We start from the raw sequence: 17,612 nt of genomic DNA, 5'->3' as shown, positions 1-17,612 counted from the left end.
CATGACGGCAGAACGGATCAAGGTACTGCGGGCCGCCGAGCGCCCCGCGACGGCGTGGCTCAACGGGGGCGGGGTGACCAGGGAGGTGGCGGGCTTCCCGGCGGGGGCCGGGCCGGCGGAGTTCGACTGGCGGGTCAGCCTCGCGGACGTCGACTCGGCCGGGCCGTTCTCGGCCTTCCCGGACATCGACCGGGTGATCACCCTGGTCGAGGGGCCGGGCATGGCCCTCACCGTGGACGGCGCCGAGCACGTGGTCGACGCCCCCTTCCGGCCCTTCGCCTTCGCGGGCGACGCCACCACCGGCTGCCGACTGCTCGGCGGCCCGGTGGTCGACTTCAATGTGATGACCCGCCGCGGGCGCACCACCGCCGACCTCGCCCTCGCCGACGCGCCGCGCACCGTGGACGTCGCGCCGGACAATGTCGTCCTGCTGGTCTGCCTCGCCGGCACCGCGACCGTCACCGCCGAGGCCCCCGAGGCCCCCGAGGCTTCCGACACCGTGGCGCTCACCCGCTTCGACGCCGTGCTGCTGCCCGGCTCCGGCGCGTACGGGCTGCGCCCCGAGGGCGTGACCGCCGTCATCGCCTTCCGCCCGGCCGGCCGAAACGCCTGAACACCTGACCCCCTGAACGCGTGGACGCGCAAACGCCGCTGCGCGGGAAGTTGGCCGGTCCGACTTCCCGTGCAGCGGCGTTCAGGCGCACCGGCCTTCCCGTGCACCGGCGTTCAGGTGCGTCAGGCGCAGAACACCGGGGTCGCGTGCGCCGGATCGAGCGCGTTGGCGACCAGGTGCAGGGCCGTCGGCGAGAAGGCGATCGCCACGTGCTCGGCGAGCGAGACGGGGCAGTGCTCCTGCAGCACGACGTTGTGCACGTTCGGACCGCTGAGGAACTGGGTGCGGTACGGCGTGACGACCTCGTCGTACACGGTCGAGATCACCGTGTAGGAGACGCCGGGCACGGTGTCCGCCACCGTGGCCATCCTCCGGTTGAAGGCGGAGTCCACCACCTGGTCCCGACAGGCGGCGCAGGCGGTGTAGATGAGCTCGGTGACCCTGGGCAGGTAGGGCGCCAGGTTGGCGATGCCGGAGAGGGTCGTCCCGTGGTTGGACGGCGCCAGCCCGATCACCTTGTCCACCTTGGCGGCGCCGCCGAGGAACTTCACGTAGTAGTTGGGGAGCATGCCGCCCTGCGAGTGGCCGACGATGTCGACCTTGGCGGCGCCGGTCGCACCGCGTACCAGGTCCACGAAGCGGCCGAGTTGGGCCGCGGAGTCGGCGACCGGGCCGAGGCCTCCGACCGGCAGCAGCAGGCCGCTGCCGGAGGAGGTGATCCCGGGGATCATGCCGTAGTCCAGGGCGAAGACGCAGTAGCCCCGGAGCTTCAGCTCGGGCGAGAGCGCCAGCCAGTTCTCGTACCGGTTGGCGAAGGTGCCGTGCACCAGGACCACCGGGTTGGGGTGCGCCGCCGAGGGCCTGCAGGACCAGTCGTTGGCACCCGGCGGCGAGGCCACCGTGTCACCGTCGGGCGGCAGTTCGGCCGCCTGGGCCGCCGGGGCGGCGGACGCGCTGGGGGACGCGTCCGCGGCCTGCGCCGCGGTGGCGGGGCCGCCGGCGAGCAGCGCACCGGCCAGCAGGGCCGGACCGAGCGCCCCGAGGAGCCTGCGTCGCAAAGGTCTTGCGGCGAAGCGGAGAAGTGGGGTTCTCAACTGTTGCCTCCACAGCGGAAGTTTGTTACCAACAGGTAACTCGAGTGCCTCCATGATGCGGTCGCCCCTCCGACCCGGCCCTTGGGTGTCCCCCAGATCTGGACGGTGTTTTCTGTGACTGCTCACAATTCACCCGACTGCCCGCCCGACCGCACCGCCGGCCACAACACCGGCCGCTCGACCAGCCGTTCAGCCGGCCGTCCCGCCGACCGGGCCTCCGACCGCGCCTCCGACTGGCGGATCCCGGTGATCGGCGGGGTGCCCGCCGACCGGCGGCTGCTCGGCACCGTCCCGGAGTTGGTCGAGGCCGTCATCGCCGCCCTGCTGGAGCGGGTGCCGACGTACCGCCGGCTGCCGCGCGAGCAGGTGAGCGGCGAACTCACCCGGGTCACCGAGCGCCGGATCCGCGCCCTCGCCCAGGCCGTCCGCACCGGACTGCCCGCCCCCGACGAGGAGTTCACCGCCGTCCGGGAGGCCGCCGCCCGCCGCGCCGAGGAGGGGCTGCCACTGGACGCGGTGCTGCTCGCCCACCACCTCGGCATGGAGGTCTGCTGGGAGCTGGTCACCCGCGACGCCCTCGACAGCGACGCCGCCGACCTGCTGGTCCTCAACCGGCTGTTGCTCGACCAGCTCCGCCAGGCCACCGCCGCGGCCGGCGCCGGCTACTTCGAGGAGCGCCGCACCCTGGCCGACGAACGGCACGCGGCCCGACACGCCCTGCTCACCGCCCTGTTGGACGGCACACCCGCCGAGGAGGCCGCCACCAGAGCCGGGGTCCGGCTGCCGGCCGCGTACGCCGTGCTCTGCCTCGCCGTCGCCGACCACCCCGACGAACAGGCCCCCGGCGTCGACCGGGCGGTGGCCGGCCACCGCAAGCTGCGCCGGCTCCGCACCGAACTCGACCATCGCACCCGGCAGTCGGCGCTCTCGACACTCTCCTCCTCGGGCGGCCTGGTACTCGTCCCGCTGGACCACCGCCCGGACGCCGTCCCCGCCGCCGAGTGGCGCCGCCTCGCCGACACCGTCGACCGGACGGCGCGGGCGGCCGGCGTCCCCGTCCTGGCCGGAGCCTCGGCCGCCGGACCGGCCGGGGTGGCCGTCGCGGCTGGCCTGGCCTACGAAGTCCTGGAAGTGGCCCAGGCGTTCGGCCGACCCCCCGGTCTGCACCGCCTGGACGACGTACTGGTGGAGTACCAGCTCACCCGGCCCAGCCACGCCCGGTCCCGGCTCGCCGCACTCCTCGAACCCCTGGAGGACGGCGGCGAACTGCTCGCCACCCTGCGCACCCACCTGGCCGGCGGACTCAACCGCCGGCACACCGCCGGCGCCCTGCACCTGCACCCGAACACCGTCGACTACCGCCTGCGCCGGATCGCCGCCCTCACCGGTCTCGACCCGGCCCGTCCGGCCGACCTGCTGAGGATCACCGCCGCGATCGCCGCCCGGGACGCGGAACGCGCCTCGGCCGCGAGCTGACGGCCCTGACGACGGTTCTCAGGACTCCTCGCCCGGCAGCCGCAGGTCCCAGCCGACCAGGGCGCGCAGCTGCTCGGCGGTGACGCCGTCCGGTATCGGCATCGGCGGCTCGTGGCGCAGCGGCGGCTGCCAGCCCTCGGCCTCGGTCCAGCGGCGGACGACCTTCGCCGGCGCCCCGGCGACCACGCTGTGGTCGGGGATCTCGCCGCGGACCACCGAGCCGGCCGCGACCACCACGTTGCGGCCGAGCCGGGCGCCGGGGAGGATCACCGCGCCGGTGCCGATCCAGCTGCCCGCGCCGATCTCGATCGGCTCGTTGCGCGGCCACTGCTTGCCGATCGGCAGGTCGGTGGCCCGGTACTCGTGGGCCTGGTCGGATATGTAGACGCCGGGGCCGGTCCAGACGTCGTCGCCGAGCACGATCGACTGGTGGCCGACGATGTGGCTGTCCCGGCCGATCACGCAGCCGCCGCCGATCCGGACTATCGGGTCGGGCCCGAGGTCGAGGCCGGGCAGGAAGCCCGCGCTGATGGTGACGCGCTCGCCGATGATCGAGAACGGACCGATGGTGATCCACTGCTCGTTGAAGACGGCGCCGAGCGGGAACGCCAGCTTCGTCCCGTCGCCCAGCTCCGCGAACCGGTACGGGCCGGGGTTCTCGTTGGACACCGAGCCGACCCGCTGCACCCACCGCCAACCCCGGTGGACGAGGCGGCCCATGGCGCGTCGGCCACCGGCCCGGGCGGAGGGGAACAGGGAACGGGTGATCGGCATGCGCTCACGTTACCGGCCCGTAGAGCGCCGCCGACCGGTGAGGCGGCCAACATCACATCCCCCGGCGAGCCCGGCCGGAGCCGCGCCGGGGCACCGCCGGATCCCGGCCGGAGCACGGCCGTCCGGGCCTTCGGAGCCGCCGGCGCGGGCTGCCGCACAACACCCGTGTCCGAAAACCGCGATCGGTGCCAGACTCACCGATCATGAAGATCTCCGAACACATCGAGGCACTTCGCCGCGAGGGCGGCCTGCTCGCCGACGCCGCCGGCCGCACGGACCCCGCCGCCCCCGTTCCCACCTGCCCGGACTGGCGGCTGCGCGATCTGGTCCTGCACACCGGCCAGGTCCACCGCTGGGCCACCGCCTACGTGGCACACGGCCACCGGGCGCCGCTCGACGACGACGGCGCGCGCGCCGCCTGGGGGCCGGAGCCGTCCGACGCGGCACTGGTCGACTGGTTCCGCGAGGGCCACGCCGCCCTGGTGGACGCGCTCGACGCGGCCCCGGAGGACCTGGACTGCTGGAGCTTCCTCCCCGCGCCGAGCCCGCTCGCCTTCTGGGCCCGCCGACAGGCGCACGAGACGACCGTGCACCGCTTCGACGCCGACGCGGCCGCCGGCGCCGAAGGCCCCCGGGTGTCCACCGCGCTGGCCCTGGACGGGGTGGACGAGCTGCTGCGCTGCTTCATGGTCCGCCGCCACGCCCGGGTGCGCAGCGAGCGCCCGCGCACGGTACTCGTCCGGACCACCGACGAGCCGGGCTCCTGGCTGCTGACCATCAGCCCGGACCCGCTGGTCGTCGAGGCCGTCGACGGTCCGGCCGAGCTCACGCTCACCGGCCCGGCGCACGAGCTGTACCCACTGCTCTGGAACCGCCTCGCGCTCGACCGCGCCCACGCGGAGGGCGACCTGTCGCTGCTGGACCTCTGGCGGGAGACGGCGGTCGTCCGCTGGAGCTAGGCCCTGTCCTGGTTCGCGACGGGCCCGGCCCGGCGCCGTGGGCTCACACCGCCCATGGCGCGGGCCGCTTCTCCAGGAACGCCCGCATCCCCTCCTGCGCCTGCTCCGAGCCGAACAGCCGGGCCGACAGGGTGACCAGCTCGTCCGCGTCGCGCTCGAAGGAGCGCAGCACCTCGGCGTTGGCCAGCCGCTTGGACTCGGCCAGGCCCTGCGGCGCCCCCAGCCGCAGGGCGTCCAGCAGGCCCTTCAGCGCGGTGCCGGTGTCCTCGGCGGAGTCCGTGGCCTGGGTGATCAGGCCGATCCGGGCGGCCTCGGCGGCGTCGAAGACCTCACCGGTCAGGTAGTAGCGGGAGGCGGCGCGCGGGTCCAGCTTGGGGCGCAGCGGCAGCGAGATCACGGCGGGCGCCAGGCCGAGCCGGACCTCGGTGAACGCGAAGGTGGCCGCCGGTCCGGCGAGGGCGAGGTCCGCCGCGCCGACCAGGCCGAGGCCGCCGGCCCGGACGTGCCCGTCGATGACGGCGATCACGGGCTTGGCGCAGTCCACGATGGCCCGCTGGAGGTCGACCAGGCCGCGCGGGCCGACCGTCGGGTCCGTGCCGGTGGCCTCGGAGAGGTCGGCGCCCGCGCAGAACACCTTGCCGGTGTGGCCGAGGACCACCGCGCGCACCGCCGGGTCGGCCGCCGCGGCCGCCAGGCCGGCGGTCAGCTCGGCCATCAGCCGGGTGGAGAGGGCGTTGCGGTTGTGCGGCGAGTCGAGGGTCAGGGTGGTGACGGCGTCGGCGGTGGTGACGCGGACGAAGGGCACTTCGCGGGTCATCGGTGCGGGCCTGCTTTCCGGCTGAGGGTGGGTCGGATTGCTGCGCGGCGCCCGTGGTGCTGGGGGCGGCGCCCGGACGACTCTGACATGCCCACCCGCTCCTCGGCCAGAGCCACCGGGGCGGAAAACCGGTGGTGGGGCGGTCGCCGGCCACGGCACCATCCGGGATATGACCACCGACGTCCTGCTGCTGCTCGCACCCCGGATCAACGAGACGGGGCTGCAGCTGCTCACCGCCGCCCGCCGCCGGGGCCTGCGGGCGCACACCGCGGCCGCCTGGCGCGTACCGGAGGGGCTGCTCGGCCCGCACGGCCTCGACGACCAGGCCGGGCAGGCACCGTCCGTGCACCTCTACGGCGGGCCGCTGTTCGGCGACGCGGTCGGCGGGGCGCTCGGCCTGGCCCTGTTGGAGCCGCCGGACGGGTGGCTGACCGGTCTGCCGTTCGAGCTGACCCGGCGGCGGGTGGCGTGCGTGCCGCTGGCCGAGGCCCGGCGGCTGCGCCGCCCGGCGTTCCTCAAGCCGCCCGCCGACAAGTTCTTCCCGGCCCGGGTGTACCCGGACGGCAGCGGTCTGCCCGGCCCGGACGCCCTGGACGACGCGATACCCGTCCTGGTCAGCGATGTGGTGCGGTTCCGCCGCGAGTACCGGCTGTTCGTCCTGGACGGGGTGGTGCGCACCGCCTCGCGCTATGCGCTGGACGGCGAGCTGAGCGTCGCCCCGCTGGACGGGGACCCGTACCGGGCCGCGGTGCTCCGCTTCGGTGCCGAGGTGCTGGCCTCCTCCGCCGGGTCGCTGCCGAGCGCGGTGGTGGTGGACGTCGGGCTGCTCGGCGACGGGCCGGACGGGCCGAGCGGGTCGGACGGGCCGGACGGGCCGGACGGGCAGCCCGGGTGGGCGGTGGTGGAGGCCAACGCGGCCTGGGCCAGCGGCGGTTACGCCTGCGATGCGGCCGCCGTCCTGGACGTCGTGCTGCGCGCTGCCGGTCCGGCCGCCGCGCTGGCGCCGGCCGACCGCCCGTACTGCCGCGAGCTGCCCGAGGTCGTCGGCTGAGGCCGCCCGCCCGGTGGCTTCGAAGGGTCGGGGCCTGCGCCAACGGCCAGGCGCCCCGGCCCGCTTCGCGCGCGAATGCGGTGGTGCCGTGATCGCCGACCCGTCACGATGGGCCCCATGACGATCACCGGCTCCCCCGACGCCTCCGGCACCACCGCCACGGCGCAGCACCTGACGTATATCGCCGAACCACCGGGCGTCTCCCCGGGCCGCGGCTACACCAACGTCGTCACCGGCACCGGCCGACTGGTCATGGTCTCCGGCCAGGTCGCCCTGGACGAGCACCGCGAGCTGGTCGGAGCCGGTGATCCCGAGGCACAGGCCAAGCAGGTCTTCGAGAACCTGCGCCGCTGCCTGGCCGCCGCCGGCGCCGGCTTCCAGGACGTCGTGAAACTCACCTACTTCGTCACCGACATCGCGCACCTGCCCGCGGTGCGGGCGGCCCGGGACACCGTCATGGACCCCGCCCGGCTGCCCGCCAGCAGCGCGGTCCAGGTGTCCGCGCTGTTCATGCCCGAACTCCTGCTGGAGGTCGAGGCGTTCGCCCTGGTCCCCGAGGGCGCCACCCCCGAGGACCAGGACGCTCCACCCGCGTGACGGCCGCACCCCCGTGACAGCCGTCCCCGCGTGACGGCCGCACCCCCGTGACAGCCGTCCCCGCGTGGCGGCCGCGCCGCCGGCCCAGGACCTAAGCCGGCTGCGCGAGAACGTGGCCGCGCCGGCGGGCCCAGCGCACCGTCGGGCCCATGGCCAGCCCGGCCGCGGCCAGCAGGACGCCGAGGGCGGTCCACCCGAGCAGCCCGTACCCGATCACGGCGGTGCTGACCAGGGCCGGCCCGATCATCAGCGCCGCCGAGCTGCCCGCGTTGAACACGCCCTGGTAGGCGCCGTGATCGCGCTCGCCCGCCAGGTCGTAGCTGAGCGCCCAGCCGCCGGCCTGGCTCAGCACCTCGCCGAGGGCCTGCAGGGCGACCCCGGCGAGCACCACCAGGGCCGCCACCGCGGCGGGCAGCCCGTGGGCGACGGCCAGCACCAGGCAGGAGGCCCCGAGGATCAGCCCGGCCCGGCCGCACACCCGGGCGGCCGTGGCCGGGTCCTCGGTGCCCCGGGTGGCCCGCACCTGCAGGGCGATCACCAGCACGGTGTTGACGATCAGGGTGCCGGCGACGGTGATCCGGGGCGCGTCGGTCTCCTTGACGATCCACAGCGGCACCCCGACCTCCAGCATCGCGAACTGCAGGCAGAGCAGCGAGTTCAGCGCCGTCACCACCAGGAACGGCCCGTCCCGCAGCGCGGGGTTGCGCCGCCGGACGGCCTCCTCCACGGCCCCCGGCCCGGCCGCCCGCTCCCGCATCGGGACCGGCAGCCGGGCGTACAGCACCGCGACCACCAGGTAGGAGACGGCGTCGGCGAGGATCGCCGTCAGGTACGCCGACCTGGTGTCCAACTGGAGGGCGATCGCCCCGACCGCGGTGCCCAGGCACATGCCGACGTTGGTCACCACCCGCAGGTACGCCCGGCCCGCCACCCGCCGGTCGGCGGGCAGCAGCTCGGCGTAGAGCGCGGCGCGCACCGCGGCCGAGCCCCGGTCGACGGCGGCCACCACGCAGGCCAGCCCCACGAAGGCCGGGTAGCTGTGCACCAGCGCATAGCCCGCGGTGCCCACCGCGTCCACCGAGACCAGCACCACCAGCACCCGCCGGGCGCCCCAGCGGTCGGCGGCCCGCCCGGCCGGCACGCTGGCGGCGACCCCGCACAGGCCGGCGGCGGTCAGCCCGAGGCCGAGCTGGGTGGCGCTGAGCCCGAGGACGCGGGTGAAGAAGAGCACCCCGACGGCCAACGAGAGCCCGTTGCCGACCGTGTTGACGAGGGTGACCCCGGCGAGCCGACGCACCGTCGGGTCGGGGTGCAGAAGCCTGGACGCCCCGGGCGGGGGCTGGTCCGGGGTCGGTGCGGTGGTGGCCGCCGGTGAGCTGGTCATGCCACTGATCACACCGCGTCGCAGACCCCGAGCAGTACTGATTTAGGCTCTGCCTGAAAGCTCCAGGAAGGAACGCCCACTATGCACCGGTTCATGCTGGGGCTATCCGACCTCGCCACCACCTCGTTCGCCATCTCGCCGATCCAGGAGGCCACGCTCAGCCTTCGGATGTGGACCCACCCCGGCCACTACGCCCTGCAGGCGCCGGCCTTCGAACGGCTGCGCCCCGCCTTCGAACGCGTCGACTCGGTACTGCTGCGCTCGCTGGTCGCCGAGAACCGCTGGGTCCCGGACTTCCTGACCCCCAGGCCCGGCACCCCCGGTCCGGACTTCCGCACCGAGCTGGCCGTGGTCCGCGCCCTGCCGCCGGAGCGGCTGCGCCCCGAGCTGGAGCAGACCTTCCTCCCACACGGCCGCCCGCTGCCCGCCCCGCTGGCGGCCGGACTGACCGACCCGGCCCGGCTGCTGGCCCGGATCACCGACGCCCTGGAGGAGTACTGGGAGGTCTGCCTGGCCCCCGCCTGGTGGCCGCGGGCCCGCGCGGTGCTGGAGGCCGACCTGGTCTACCGGGCGCGGCTGCTGGCCCAGCACGGCGCAGCGGCGCTCTTCGCCGACCTGGACGCCCGGCTGCGCTGGGAGGACGGCGTCCTGTCGATCAACCGCCGCTGGACCGAGTGGGACCAGGACGTCACCGTGGACGGTCGCGGGCTGGTCCTCACGCCGACCTTCTTCGCCCGCGGCGCGGTCACGATGATCGGCAACGATCGGCCGCCGCAGATCAGTTACCCGGCCCGCGGCCAGGCCGGGATGGCCCGGCCGGCCGCTCCGGTGACGCCGCGCGCGCTGGAGCTGCTGCTCGGCGCCCCCAAGGCCCGGCTGCTCACCCTGCTCGCCGAGCCCGCTTCGACCACCGACCTGGCCTACCGCCTGGGCGTCACGCCGGGCGCCGTCAGCCAGCACCTCGCGGTCCTGTTCACCACCGGCCTGGTCACCCGGGCCCGGCACGGCCGCTCGGTGCTGTACACCCGCAGCCCGCTGGGCGACGAGCTCAGCGGCGGCCCGCGCCGGGGCTGAACAGCGGCCCGCGCCGGGGCCGCGAAGCACCCCCGCGGGGCTCGCCCCCCAACTCCCCAGTGGTACAGACCTGTTGACGCATTGGTCCAGTCCTCCTACAGTGCCCATGCCCCCGTCTCCCCACGGCGCGGGCACCGATCGGCCACGCACCACCCGTACGGTTCTACGTCGCCCTGTTCCACCCCCACGTCACAGGGAGAACCATGTCCGTTCGATCCGGGGCCGCCCGTACCAGGGCCGCCCGTCCGCGGGCCCACCGCCCGCGCATGCGCAGCAGACTGCTGGCGCTGCTCTCCGTCCTGCTCCTGCCGCTGGCCGCGCTCACCGTGCTGGCCACCCCGGCGAACGCGGCCGGCAAGCTCACCGCCACCTTCACCACCGCCGACAACGGCTCCTGGTGGAAGGGCACCTTCATCGTCCACAACGACAACGCCGCGGCCGTCTCCGGCTGGACCCTGGAGTTCGACCTGCCGACCGGCGTCACCATCGCCAGCAGCTACAACGGCACCGCGACGGTCAGCGGCCGGCACGTCACCGCCGCCAACGCCTTCTACAACGCGAACGTCCCCGCCCACGGCAGCACCGAGCCGTACAGCTTCTGGTTCGTCGCCAACGGCCCGATCGCCACCCCCACCGGCTGCCGGATCAACGGGGACAAGTGCGACGGGAGTTCGGACGTCCTGCCGTCCGCGCCCGGCACCCCGGCGGTGACCGACTCGACCGCGCACAGCCTCGCCCTGAAGTGGTCGGCCGCCACCGGCGGGGACTTCCCGGTCGCCTCCTACGAGGTGCTGAACGGCTCGACCGTGGTGGCCACCAGCGCGACCACCGACGTGCTGGTCACCGGGCTCGCATCCGCCACCTCCTACACCCTGACCGTGCGCGCCAAGGACACCCGGGGCAACGCCGGCCCGGCGAGCGCGCCGGTGACCGCCTCGACCTTCGACCCGGCCACCGACCCCGTCCCGCCCACCGCACCCACCAACCTCCGCACCACGGCGGTCGGTTCCTCCGACGTGACGCTGGCCTGGAACGCCGCCACCGACAACCTCAAGGTCGCCGCCTACGACGTCTACCAGGGCGCCGCCCTGGTCCGGACGGTCACCGGCTCCACCCTGACCGCGGCCGTCAACGGCCTCTCGCCGTCGACGTCCTACACCTTCACCGTGAAGGCCAGGGACGGCGCCGACAACGCCTCGCCCGCCTCCGCGCCGCTCGCCGTGACCACCTCCGACCTGGTCGGCGCCGGCAAGTACGCCCGGGTCGGGTACTTCACCCAGTGGGGCATCTACGGCCGCCAGTACTTCGTCAAGAACCTCGACACCTCGGGCAGCGCCGCCAAGCTCGACGTCATCAACTACGCCTTCGAGAACATCGATCCGGTCAACCTGACCTGCCTGGCCGGCGTCACCAAGGGCACCACCGCCGACCCTCAGGACCCGGACCAGGGCACCGGCGCGGGCGACGCCGACGCCGACTACGCCCGCCCGATGAGCGCCGCCCAGTCCGTGGACGGCGTGGCCGACGACGGCTGGGGCAAACTGCGCGGCAACCTCAACCAGTTGAAGAAGCTCAAGGCCAAGTACCCGAACCTGAAGGTGGTCGTCTCGCTCGGCGGCTGGACGTACTCCAAGTACTTCTCCGACGCCGCCGCCACCGACGCCTCCCGGCAGAAGCTCGTCAAGTCCTGCATCGACGTCTGGATCAAGGGCAACCTGCCGCTGTACAACGGCGCCGGCGGCGACGGCGTGGCGGCCGGCATCTTCGACGGCATCGACCTCGACTGGGAGTGGCCCGGCTCCGGCGACGGCCACGCCGGCAACCACTACAGCGCCAACGACAAGGCCAACCTGACCGCCCTGCTCGCCGAGTTCCGCAAGCAGTTGGACGCCCTCGGCGGCTCGCACAAGCTGCTGACCGCCTTCACCCCGGCCGACCCGGTCAAGATCAACCAGGGCTGGGACCTCTCCAGGATCTTCAACTACCTGGACATCGCCAACGTCCAGGGCTACGACTTCCACGGCGCCGGCAGCGACAACTCGTGGGAGCCCAACAAGACCGGCCACCAGGCCAACCTCTACGCCGACACCCAGGACCCGTACAACTTCCACTTCAGCGTGGACGCCGCCGTCCAGGCCTACCTGGGCGCCGGGGTCAACCCGCGCAAGCTCACCATCGGCTTCCCGTTCTACGGCCGCGGCTGGCAGGGCGTCGCCGACGGCGGCGCGTCGGGCGAGTGGCAGTCGGCGACCGGGGCGGCCCCCGGCCAGTTCGCCGAGGAGGCCGGCACCCGCGGGTACAACAACCTCATCACCACCTTCCCCAACCTGACCGTCCGCCACGACACCCAGTCCATCTCCACCTACGGCTACACCGGCGCCGGCGGCCAGTGGTGGACCTTCGACGACACCTGGTCGATCGCCCAGAAGACGGCCTACCTCAAGTCGAAGAACCTGCTCGGCTCGATGATCTGGGAGATGTCCGGCGACACCCCGACCGGCACCCTGATCACCGCGCTCGACGCCGGTCTGAAGTAGCCGCCCGCACAACCCGGAAGCGGCCGGGCGCGAGCGCCGGCCCACAGCCGCCCGAGCCACCCGAGCACCACGCGGGCGCACCCGACACCGAGGCCCCGAACGGTCAGGTCCTGTCCGGACCTGACCGTTCGGGGCCTCTCCGCGGACCGCGGCAGCCGCTACCGCTACCGCGAGGCGATCGCCGCCAGTCGGCGGGCGGCCCGGTACTGGCGCAGCACCTGCGCGAAGGTGGTGTGGCCCTGGGTGGTGCGGGCGAAGGCCCGCCAGGCCGGGTCGACCAGGCAGACGGCGGCGTGGAACAGGTACGGCCGGCGCTCGAAGGCCGCCAGCATCTGCTTGCCGGCCCGCATCTCCACGCCCAGCCCGGCCTTGATCGCGAAGGCGTAGTTCAGCGCCTCGCGCCGCACCCCGGCCGCGTTGCCCGCCTCGGCCACCTTGACCGCCCACTCGCCGGCCAGCCGGCCCGAGCGCAGCGCGTACGAGATGCCCTCGCGGGTCCACGGCTCCAGCAGGCCGGCCGCGTCGCCGGCCACCAGCACCCGGCCACGGGAGAGCGGCGAGTCCTCGGCCCGGCAACGGGTCAGGTGCCCGGACTCCACGCTCGGCGTGAACCCGGACAGGCCCAGGCGGCGGATGTAGTCGGCCAGGTACTGCTTGGTCCGCTCGCCGTCGCCGCGCGCCGAGATGACGCCGACGGTCAGGCTCGCGGACTCGGTCTTCGGGAACACCCAGCCGTAACTGCCGGGCAGCGGGCCCCAGTCCAGGTGGATCCGGCCCGCCCAGTCCGCGGCGACCTGCGGCGGCACCGGGATCTCGGCCTCCAGGCCGAGGTCGATCTGGTCGAAGGAGACCCCGACGTGCCGGCCGATCCGGCTGGCACTGCCGTCCGCGCCGACCACCGCGCGCGCCTCGAAGGTGCGCCCGTCGGCGGCGGTGACGACGGCCGTCCGGTGCTCGCCGCCCTGCTGCTCCACCCCGGTGACGGTCACTCCGGTGACCAGCACCGCACCCGCCTGCTTGGCCGCCTGCACCAGGCGCAGGTCGAACTCGTCCCGGTTGACCAGACCGAACAGCATCCGCTTCGAGCGCCGCGTACGGGTGAACCGCCCGCGGTACGCGAAGGTGACGGCATGCACGCGGTCCTGCAGGGGAAGCCGGAAGTCCGGCGGCAGGCTGTCCCGGGACGGGCCGATGATGCCGCCGCCGCAGGTCTTGTAGCGGGGGTGTTCGGCCTTGTCGAGGAGCAGGACGCGTCTGCCCTGCGCGGCGGCGGCGTACGCGGCCGAGGCCCCCGCCGGCCCGGCGCCGACCACGACGACGTCCCAGACACCGTCGAGCCGGTCGGACCCGGGCTGCGGCTCGTGCTGCGGCCCGCCCTGCGGCTCGGACGGGCTTCCGGACGCCTCGGCGTCGAGCGGGCTACGGGAATCGGAGCTACCGGAGTCAGTCACGTCGAGCAATCCTATGCGCCCCACCCGGCTGCCCGCCGCAGCACCACCCCCGAACTCCCGGCCGACTCCCCGGTCCACCCGTTCGACTCGGCCTATGATCGTGGGCAACCCCGCAGTCCCGTTCGGCCGAACCATCCTGCTCGGACGAACCAGCCCCCTCGGAGCGCCCTGATGCCACAGCAGCCCCTGGCCGACGCCGTCCGGTCCCTGATGGACCGTGCCCGCACCGACCTCGCCGAACTGGTCGCCTTCCCCTCGGTCGCCGACCCGCGCCAGTTCCCGGTCGAGGAGTGCCGCAAGGCCGCCCACTGGGTCGCCGACGCCTTCACCGCCGAGGGCCTGACCAACGTGCAGCTGCTGGACACCCCCGACGGCACGCAGTCCGTCTACGCCGAACTGGCCGGCCCCGAGGGCGCGCCGACCGTGCTGCTCTACTCCCACTACGACGTCCAGCCGCCGCTCGACGAGAAGGGCTGGCTGAGCCCCGCCTTCGAGCTGACCGAGCGCGACGGCCGCTGGTACGGCCGCGGCGCCGCCGACTGCAAGGGCAACATCCTGATGCACCTGACGGCCCTTCGGGCGCTGCGCCAGGTGTACGGGGACGCCTACCCCGTCAGCCTGAAGATCATCGTGGAGGGCTCGGAGGAGCAGGGCACCGGCGGCCTGGAGCAGTACGCCGAGGCGCACCCCGAGCTGCTCACCGCCGATGCGATCATCATCGGCGACACCGGCAACTTCGCCCCCGGCCTGCCGACCGTCACCGCCTCGCTGCGCGGCATGACGACGGTCGAGGTGACGATCACCACGCTCGCCGGGAACCTGCACTCCGGCGCGTTCGGCGGCGCCGCCCCGGACGCCCTGCAGGCCCTGGTCAAGGTGCTGGCCTCGCTGCACGACGAGCACGGGGACGTCGCGGTGGCCGGGCTGGTGAACGACCAGAGCTGGACCGGTGTGCAGTACACCGACGAGCAGTTCCGCGCCGACGCCAAGGTGCTGGACGGCGTCCGGCTCACCGGCACCGGCACCATCGCCGACCGGCTCTGGGCCCGCCCGGCCGTCACCGTCCTCGGCATCGACGCCCCGCCGGTGATCGGCGCCACCTCCTCCGTCCAGGCCTCCGCCAAGGCGCTGGTCAGCCTGCGGGTGCCGCCGGGCACCGACACCGCGGCCGCCCAGGAGGCGCTGGTCGCGCACCTGGAGGCCCAGGTGCCGTTCGGCGCGCAGATCCGGATCGAGCGGCAGGGCAACGGCGCCCCGTTCAGCGCCGACACCTCCGGACCGGCCTACGAGGCGATGGGCGAGGCCATGGAACAGGCCTTCGGCACCCCGATGGTCGCCTCCGGCGAGGGCGGCTCGATCCCGCTCTGCAACACGCTGCGCTCGCTCTACCCGCAGGCCGAGATCGTCCTGATCGGCGTCGAGGACCCGACCACCCAGATCCACGCGGTCAACGAGAGCGTGGACCCGCAGGAGCTGGAGCGGATGGCCCTGACCGAGGCGCTGTTCCTGCGCCGCTACGCGGAGCTCCGCTCGGTCTGAACCGCCTTCCGAGCCGCCTTCCCGACCGGCACCGCCCCCTCGGTCCGGCGGCCACCGCGCCGCCAGACCTGCGCGGCCACCGCATAGGCCGCCGCGCCGACCGCGAGGCCCGCGCCGGCCCCGAAGCAGAACTCCGGGATCAGGTTGCGCTTCAGGGGCACCAGCCGGTGCACCACCCCGGCCGCCGGCGCCGCGCCCCGCGCCGCGACGGCGGCCCGCCGCACCCGGGGCGGAAGCCGCAGCTCGGGCCGCACGGGCTCGGTGGCCCGGACCACCCGCCCGGCGTACCCGGCCAGCGCCGCCAGGGCCAGCGCCGAACTGCCGTACTGCAGTGCGGTGTAGAGCGGCAGCCCGGCCACCTCGTGCTCCAGGACGGGCAGTAGGGAGACCCCGAGCCGGCCCTCATGAGTGAAGGCGTCCCAGCCGACGTGGGTGGCCGCGCCGACGGCGGCGGACGCCGCGAACCAGGCCGCGCCGCCACCGCCACCGCCGCGCGGGGCGGTCAACGCCTCGGCCGGCCCCGCCCACCGCTCGGGGAGCAGGGCGACCAGCGGCCCGCGCAGCAGTCCGTGCCAGCCGGCCACCAGTGCACCGGCGATCGCCACGTCCACCGTCGGGACCGCCCACCAACGGTGGGTCAGCCCGCCGTGCCCGTAGGCCCCGGGCAGCAGCGACTCGGCGAAGAACGGCACGTCCGGCGCCATCGACCCGGCGACCAGCGCCGAGGCCACCAGCGGCCCGCGCTCCCCGGCCAGGCGCAGCAGGGGCAGGACGGCGGCCGGGTGGCTGAAGGTGAAGGGCATGCCCTTATCCTGCCCCAGCCGCCCGAGGCCGCCGCCGCCCGGTAGGCCGTGCCCGGTGCGCCGTCCAGCGCCCGTGCGCCGCCTGCCCCTACGCCGCGTCCGCCGCCCGGGTCAGCCCGAGGGCGACCCGGCGGCCCGCCTCCAGGTACCGCAGCTCGCCGGACCGCCGGGCCTCCAGGGCGGCCGCCAGTCGGCGGTACCGGCCGGGCGGCAGCAGCCCCGCGGCCTCGTCCAGGTCGACGAAGCGCCAGCCGCGCAGCTCCTCCTGCTGGAGCAGCAGGCCCTGCCGGGCGGTCGTGTCCAGCAGACCGCCGTCGTAGACCAGCCTCAGGCCGCCGCGGCGCGGGCCGGTCCGCGGCTCCCAGTCGACGGCGAGCAGGCGCAGCGCGGTCGGCTCCAGCCGCAGGCCCAGCTCCTCGGCGGTCTCCCGCAGGGCGGCGTCGGTGGGTGCCTCGCCGCGCTCGACCACCCCGCCGGGGAACTCCCAGTCCGGTTTGTACACCGGGTCGACCAGCAGCACCCGGTCCTGCTCGTCGAAGAACAGGACCGCGGCGGCGACGGTGTCACCGGTGGGATCGGGGGTCTGGACGATGGGGCAGCGGGCGGATCCGTCCCGGACCAGCTCCGCGATCCGGACGGCCGTCTCGTGCGGGGTGAGGCCCCCGGTGTCGAGCAGCCGCGCGTCCCGCCCGAGCCAGCGCCGGGCGGCCCGGTAGCGGGGGAGGTGCTCCAGGCACCACTGCCGGACTCTCTCACTGCGCTCCGGATCGTCCGGGCACTCGTCGCGCTGGGCTATCCGCTCGCGCAGGATCGTTTCTCCAGGGTCCAGGACGAGGTGATGCACCGCGATGCCCTGGGAGGCGAGCGAACCGAAGATCTCGTCCCGGTAGTCCTCCCGGAGCAGGGTCATCGGGACGACCAGCGGCCCCGGGACTTCGCCGAGCAGGGCGGCCGCCGTCTCGGGGACGAGCCTGCGCCAGGCCGGCAGGTCCTGGAAGTCGGACACCGCGGCCAACCGGTCGGCGGGCAACATCCCGCGCAACCCGAAGCCCACCAGCTCGGGGTCGAACAGCATGCTCCCGGGCAGCAGTTCCACCAACTCGCGACAGGCACTCGTCTTGCCCGCCCCGAACGTGCCATTGACCCAAACGATCACAACGTCCCCTGTCCTCGACTCCCCCGATGCCGTTCGCACCGGGCGGCGCCCCCGTCAGTCGAACCAGCGCCACCCGAGGTGGTACCCCCGCCGCGCCGGTCCCCATACCTTCCCATGGCCCCCACCCGCCGGACCTCACCCCGCCCCTTGACAGCGGCATGTGCCCAGATCAGACCCCCACCCACCGATCCCCCACCCGAGCAGGCCACCGTCCCGACCGGCTCCCCCTCCCCCACGAGCAGTGACCCCGGAGCCGCACCGGAGCCCCGCTCAAGCCGCAGTCACCC

At 74.5% G+C, this 17,612-nt stretch carries 15 protein-coding genes; 8 read left to right on the top strand and 7 right to left on the bottom strand.

From position 1 onward, the window contains the following. Position 1 precedes the first annotated feature (1 nt). Positions 2–613 carry a HutD family protein gene (locus ACIGZJ_RS28740; protein WP_396459976.1) on the top strand — a complete coding sequence of 204 codons (612 nt, stop codon included), beginning with the start codon at positions 2–4 and terminating at the stop codon, positions 611–613. Between the two features lie 122 nt (positions 614–735). Here the strand turns inward: ACIGZJ_RS28740 and ACIGZJ_RS28735 are convergent, their stop codons facing one another. Further along, positions 736–1,671, bottom strand: coding sequence for an esterase/lipase family protein (locus ACIGZJ_RS28735; protein ID WP_396459975.1), 936 nt, complete (start codon positions 1,669–1,671; stop codon positions 736–738). Between the two features lie 150 nt (positions 1,672–1,821). Here ACIGZJ_RS28735 and ACIGZJ_RS28730 point away from each other — a divergent pair, with 150 nt between their 5' ends. After that, entirely contained in the window at positions 1,822–3,183 is a 1,362-nt protein-coding gene (locus ACIGZJ_RS28730) for a PucR family transcriptional regulator (RefSeq protein ID WP_396459974.1), read from the top strand. Positions 3,184–3,201: 18 nt separating this feature from the next. On the opposite strand, the gene ACIGZJ_RS28725 is transcribed toward ACIGZJ_RS28730, so the two are convergent. Then, positions 3,202–3,957 carry an acyltransferase gene (locus ACIGZJ_RS28725; protein ID WP_396459973.1) on the bottom strand — a complete coding sequence of 252 codons (756 nt, stop codon included), beginning with the start codon at positions 3,955–3,957 and terminating at the stop codon, positions 3,202–3,204. A gap of 203 nt (positions 3,958–4,160) precedes the next feature. Between ACIGZJ_RS28725 and ACIGZJ_RS28720 the strand changes: the two genes are divergently transcribed. Beyond that, a complete protein-coding gene (locus ACIGZJ_RS28720) occupies positions 4,161–4,916 on the top strand; it encodes a maleylpyruvate isomerase family mycothiol-dependent enzyme (protein ID WP_396459972.1) in 756 nt (251 codons plus the stop codon). Between the two features lie 43 nt (positions 4,917–4,959). Here the strand turns inward: ACIGZJ_RS28720 and ACIGZJ_RS28715 are convergent, their stop codons facing one another. Then, complete coding sequence (locus tag ACIGZJ_RS28715) at positions 4,960–5,733, bottom strand: enoyl-CoA hydratase family protein (protein ID WP_396459971.1); 774 nt, start codon at positions 5,731–5,733, stop codon at positions 4,960–4,962. A 169-nt stretch (positions 5,734–5,902) separates the two neighbouring features. Between ACIGZJ_RS28715 and ACIGZJ_RS28710 the strand changes: the two genes are divergently transcribed. Then, a complete protein-coding gene (locus ACIGZJ_RS28710) occupies positions 5,903–6,784 on the top strand; it encodes an ATP-grasp domain-containing protein (protein ID WP_396459970.1) in 882 nt (293 codons plus the stop codon). A 117-nt stretch (positions 6,785–6,901) separates the two neighbouring features. Continuing rightward, positions 6,902–7,381: a RidA family protein gene (locus ACIGZJ_RS28705; RefSeq protein ID WP_396459969.1), complete on the top strand. Its 480-nt coding sequence runs from the start codon at positions 6,902–6,904 to the stop codon at positions 7,379–7,381. 91 nt (positions 7,382–7,472) lie between these two features. Here the strand turns inward: ACIGZJ_RS28705 and ACIGZJ_RS28700 are convergent, their stop codons facing one another. Then, a complete protein-coding gene (locus tag ACIGZJ_RS28700) occupies positions 7,473–8,765 on the bottom strand; it encodes an MFS transporter (protein WP_396459968.1) in 1,293 nt (430 codons plus the stop codon). A gap of 93 nt (positions 8,766–8,858) precedes the next feature. Between ACIGZJ_RS28700 and ACIGZJ_RS28695 the strand changes: the two genes are divergently transcribed. Then, positions 8,859–9,839, top strand: coding sequence for an ArsR/SmtB family transcription factor (locus tag ACIGZJ_RS28695; RefSeq protein WP_396459967.1), 981 nt, complete (start codon positions 8,859–8,861; stop codon positions 9,837–9,839). 266 nt (positions 9,840–10,105) lie between these two features. Next, on the top strand, positions 10,106–12,376 hold the full coding sequence (locus ACIGZJ_RS28690; protein ID WP_396459966.1) for a glycosyl hydrolase family 18 protein: 2,271 nt from the start codon (positions 10,106–10,108) through the stop codon (positions 12,374–12,376). Between the two features lie 164 nt (positions 12,377–12,540). On the opposite strand, the gene ACIGZJ_RS28685 is transcribed toward ACIGZJ_RS28690, so the two are convergent. Beyond that, complete coding sequence (locus ACIGZJ_RS28685; RefSeq protein WP_396459965.1) at positions 12,541–13,827, bottom strand: geranylgeranyl reductase family protein; 1,287 nt, start codon at positions 13,825–13,827, stop codon at positions 12,541–12,543. A gap of 171 nt (positions 13,828–13,998) precedes the next feature. Here ACIGZJ_RS28685 and ACIGZJ_RS28680 point away from each other — a divergent pair, with 171 nt between their 5' ends. After that, positions 13,999–15,366 carry a dipeptidase gene (locus tag ACIGZJ_RS28680; protein ID WP_396459964.1) on the top strand — a complete coding sequence of 456 codons (1,368 nt, stop codon included), beginning with the start codon at positions 13,999–14,001 and terminating at the stop codon, positions 15,364–15,366. On the opposite strand, the gene ACIGZJ_RS28675 is transcribed toward ACIGZJ_RS28680, so the two are convergent. Further along, on the bottom strand, positions 15,342–16,169 hold the full coding sequence (locus tag ACIGZJ_RS28675; RefSeq protein WP_396459963.1) for a DUF4184 family protein: 828 nt from the start codon (positions 16,167–16,169) through the stop codon (positions 15,342–15,344). The genes ACIGZJ_RS28680 and ACIGZJ_RS28675 overlap by 25 nt on opposite strands. A gap of 88 nt (positions 16,170–16,257) precedes the next feature. After that, a complete protein-coding gene (locus ACIGZJ_RS28670) occupies positions 16,258–17,325 on the bottom strand; it encodes an NUDIX domain-containing protein (RefSeq protein WP_396459961.1) in 1,068 nt (355 codons plus the stop codon). Positions 17,326–17,612 lie beyond the last annotated feature (287 nt).

The organism is Kitasatospora sp. NPDC052868, from assembly GCF_044547105.1.
Lineage (GTDB): Bacteria > Actinomycetota > Actinomycetes > Streptomycetales > Streptomycetaceae > Kitasatospora.
The sequence above is the reverse complement of the archived record's forward strand: the minus strand, read 5'-3'. Positions and strand labels throughout refer to the sequence as shown.